A 4,259-nucleotide genomic window follows, 5' to 3' on the forward strand; every position below is an offset into this window, starting at 1 on the left:
TACCTCTTTGTTTCTCTTTGCAGTCAGAATCAAATATTAAATTGAGACTATAGGAACGCCTCTGATCTTCAGCTATTTCTTGATCAATTTCCTCAACATCATAACCAAGCTCTGAAACTACTTCTGACCTACTCTTAAATCCATTCCTCACCGCCATCTGCTGTGCCTGCTGGTCTTTTAACGGATCCACCCACCTGTGGTATCCATTTTACATCTTTTAACATTTGGTTATCTTTTATAGTTGTGGCAGAAAGTTTTCCTGATAAAGTCGCAAGTTCTAACCATCTATTCCACACTGGTCGGCAAAATTGAAAGACCATGATATTATGCTGCAACATCGCACATCTTCTGCGAAACTCTATTAATCCAGCCCGAATTGATGAATAATTTACGTTGGTTAAATCACCTGTCAGTTGCTCATAAGTGATACCCATACCGATTGCTATAGCTCTTAACTGCTGCCTCATGAATGCTTCATAACTGCCACCCACATCAGACGGTTCTGAAAATTTAATGTCTTCCCCTGGGTCTAAAAGCTGCATTGTTCCTGGCTCTAAACCTGATAATGCTACTCCATGCTCATTTGCTTCACCTTCACCCATTATATTTGCTTCTGGATCAAGTCGTGTAACAAACCCGGCAAACATTGCTGCAGTTTTTTTTCTTACCAGCTCTGCATCGTCATATTGATCAAGTTCGTAGAGTTTTAAAAGTACATTTGAAAGCCATGGTTCTCCTCGAATTTGCCCTGGTCTTAAGGGTTTATATATATGAAGTACATCACTTGCTGGTACTCTAACAGATTCTCCAAAAGATCCTTCTCCTGGATGCTCTCGAAAGAGGTAATACGCTTCTCTCTGCCCAAGTCGGTTAAATTCAATACCATTGCGAATAATATTCCCATTTGCAAGTGTTTGATTGCTCTTATTATCTAAATGCTCTGATTCCAGTACTTGTAGCTGCAATGGTACAGAAAATCCATCTTCAGGTTTACGATTCCTCAACCGTACAAAACACTCTCCACCTTCAATCATACTCCTACATACAAGGGATTGCAGTCCATAAAAATCACTTGCTCCACAGCTATCTGCTTCATCGGTCCACTTGAGCCACAATTCTTGAACTTTTTTTCTAAACTCTGGATCTTTTGCTTTTGATTGCGGCTTGATTCCCGTGCCAACACAATTTGAAACGATCGTATCAATAATATTTGCTGCATATGGATTTTTTCTTACCATGTCACGAGAGCGACTGTGTAAGGTTTCAATGCTATGAGCAAGTAAACTATTTATTCCACTCCTTTCTGGCTGCCAGTACATTACCCTTCTTCCTGAACCTGATGCATCCCATGCTGAACTTTTAATCTTTGGTTTTTTGAATAGTTGTTTGAATGATTTGAGTAACATTTTGCCTCATTTGTTGTTAGCTGTGTAACAAGTTGTTGCACAAATCTAGATACTTGAGTCTTTGGATATTCCAATAGCTAACAATTTGTGCAAAAGCTTACTTTTCGTAAATCGTACTTCTGTGCCCTATTTTTGTAATAGTTACCGTGTGTCCTAATTTATCCACTCTATAAATTATTCTATAGTCACCCACTCTTAATCTTCTACTTCCTACTAACCTACCACGTAATGCCTTACCAAGGTTAACTGGATCTACAGCAATACGCTTATCCATTGCTTCCCTTACTCTCGCCTCTATTTTTACCGGCAAAGCTGGAAGATTCTCTTCAATAACACTCTTTAAAAATTTGATTTTATAAGGTTTCACTAAGTACCTTTGTGATCAGATCTCCATTTGACATCCTTATAGTCAATAGTTTCTGCATCATCATTGCTTTCATTAGCTATCTCAGCTAGTTCCTTATCTTCTTCAAGCTCTTCTCTTACAAAACTCGCTAAAATCTCTTGCACAGTCTTATTTTCCAGATTTGCAATATCTATAAGATACTGGGCAGATTCACCCTCGAAACTTACATTAATATTGAGTTTTTTCTGAACTTGAGCCATACTAATTAACCAAGAATACTAACTATAGAATATAACATTTTTATATAATTTTGTCAATCCCTTTACTCGTCGAAAACACTATCTTTCGTTTAGGTTTTTGACCTGCTGCTTTCAATTCAGCTTTAATCCTTTGCCTCAAACTCAGTAGATCATTTATTTGCACCTCTGCATACCTCACCACATGATCACCGTAAGCAATTGATACCACCCTTCTGCCGTTTTGCAGTTCCTGAATTGCTCGTTCAACTTGTGCTAAAAATTCTTCGGTGTACATTTTTTTACTCGCCCATCCATTTGCTTTTTCTCACCTTTGCTGACTTCTTACCTTCAGCTTTATTGCATAAACTACTCCACTTATCATCTTGCCAGCGGTCGATACCTAAAGCTATAGAAGCTGCTCTGGCGTAAATTCGGCAATCAAGTGCTTCATTACGGTCTCTTATCTTCTGCCACTCCTGCTTGGTTCACTACTTTGGTAATTAATTGTTCTGCTGTCAGTTGTTTGAAATACTCAGGTGCATACTCTGGAAAATGGCAATACCCTGCTGGAACTTTTTCACCGTCTCGTAACACATTTAGCAACTGAAATAACTCGGACTTTAAAATTGACACCCCAACTGGCCAGAGTTTCATGCCTCTGTAGAGCTTTTTACCTGCCACTGTCACATCAACTCTGCTTGGGCTATTAAGTGGTACTAGGGCTTTGTTCACTCCCTTTACTGCCATTACTTTACCAGAGCTCTGCTGGCTTCTCACCCAATTGTATACTTCCTGCGTTGCGTATCCTGCATCTACTGCCATCATGCTAATTGTATATTCAAGACCACCTGAACCAAGAAAATGATGATTCAGTAACTCTGAAAGTTTGTTCCATACAAATTCTTTTCCAGGGTCTCCTTCAAATACCTGATAATCTATTGACCAGCTTTCACGATTTCTTCCCCAAGCTACAACCTCTACTTCTATTCTGTCTTTCTGAACATCAACACCTGCAGTAAGGACTACTTCTCCTTTTGGTACTGTACCAATAGTATAGGATTCCCTGCGTTCAAATAAATGACGCCAGTCTGGTACTTCTCCTTTATCAACCCAGGTCTCTCCAAGCGTAGTATTAATCCAAACCTTCAGTAATTGCTCATTTTCTTTTGCGTGCTGAAAATCCTCCACTGCTTGACTCCAACTATACCAGCCAACTGGACTGTAAAGACTTGAAATATGAAATCCTGCTATCTTTCCACCTTTCGTTTCGTTCGTTACTCTCCATTCTCCACGTGAAAGCATTTCTGTCTTTTGATGATTTTTTATTTTGCCGTTACATTCTATACACACATAGTGCGCTGTTCTTGGGTCTTTATCTTCCCACTTAACTTGCGTCCATTTTAAAACTTGATAATGGTTACAGTGTGGACATGGTACAAAGAAATAACGTTTGTCAGAGCTTTCAAATTCCTTTTCAATTCTGCTGATTCCATGCACTGTTGGAGTTGAGACCAAAAATATCTTTCGCCGCGTAAATGTATTAGTTCGGGCTATGCTGAGCAAAACTGGATCTCCTTCACCACCTGAGTCTCCTGGATACGCATCAATTTCATCGAGAAAGAGGTATTTTACTGGCATAGAACGAAGGCCTACGCTGCTGTTCGCCCCAGTTATTACCACAATTCCACCGGGAAACTCCTTGCTCTGCACTGTATTGCCTGAATCCCTTGATCTTGGGTCTTTTACTTTATCTTTTAAACATGGCGTGCTATCAATTAAAGGAGCAAATCTTCCTTTAGACCAGCGTTTTCCCATCTCTACAGTTGGCTGTACCACTAACATTGGACCTGGAGTCTGGTCAATAATATAGCCTATCCAGTTGTTTCCCGCTTCTGTTCCCCCAATCTGTGCTCCTTTCATAAAGATTACTTTTTCAATTGGTGATGAAGGTGATAAAGAGTCCATTATTTCCTTTAAATAAGGAGTTCTCTCTGTTCTCCATTTTCCTGGTTCTGATGATGCTGTTTGTGAAAGAACTCTATACTCATCTGCCCATTCTGACACCTTTAATAATGGATCTGGCTTTAATCCTGCATAAAAGGCTGTTGCGTATATCATAATGCTATTGATTGTTCATTGCTTGCTCTGGACAAAACAGGTTCTTCTATCTTGTGATCTACAAAATCTTCCTCCTCCTCACTTTGTATTTCAACATTACTTGATGTAGTTTGACTCTCTCTTTCACTTTCTAACTCAATTGACATTTTC

3 protein-coding genes and 2 pseudogenes are annotated in these 4,259 nt (G+C 39.3%); all 5 read right to left on the reverse strand.

Annotated features, from left to right (window positions below; translation table 11 throughout):
- Window positions 1-1,406: pseudogene (locus tag IC220_RS06255) on the reverse strand (phage portal protein); the annotation flags it as partial.
- Window positions 1,407-1,503: 97 nt separating this feature from the next.
- On the reverse strand, window positions 1,504-1,773 hold the full coding sequence (locus IC220_RS06260) for a type II toxin-antitoxin system RelE family toxin (protein ID WP_188153624.1): 270 nt from the start codon (window positions 1,771-1,773) through the stop codon (window positions 1,504-1,506).
- Window positions 1,773-2,012 (reverse strand): hypothetical protein, encoded by a 240-nt coding sequence (locus IC220_RS06265; RefSeq protein WP_188153625.1) that lies wholly within the window; start codon window positions 2,010-2,012, stop codon window positions 1,773-1,775. Before IC220_RS06265 ends, IC220_RS06260 begins: the two co-directional genes overlap by 1 nt.
- Before the next feature lie 40 nt (window positions 2,013-2,052).
- Window positions 2,053-2,286 (reverse strand): gpW family head-tail joining protein, encoded by a 234-nt coding sequence (locus tag IC220_RS06270; protein WP_188153626.1) that lies wholly within the window; start codon window positions 2,284-2,286, stop codon window positions 2,053-2,055.
- Between the two features lie 4 nt (window positions 2,287-2,290).
- Window positions 2,291-4,109 (reverse strand): annotated as a pseudogene (locus IC220_RS06275) (phage terminase large subunit family protein).
- Between the last annotated feature and the right edge of the window lie 150 nt (window positions 4,110-4,259).

The organism is Wolbachia endosymbiont of Pentalonia nigronervosa (assembly GCF_014534705.1).
Taxonomy (GTDB): Bacteria; Pseudomonadota; Alphaproteobacteria; order Rickettsiales; family Anaplasmataceae; genus Wolbachia.

What these genes read in the sequence shown, in the direction of transcription:
- IC220_RS06265 (WP_188153625.1), bottom strand. Translation starts at nt 2,012, where the DNA reads ATGGCTCAAGTTCAGAAAAAACTCAATATTAATGTAAGTTTCGAGGGT.
- IC220_RS06270 (WP_188153626.1), bottom strand. Translation starts at nt 2,286, where the DNA reads ATGTACACCGAAGAATTTTTAGCACAAGTTGAACGAGCAATTCAGGAA.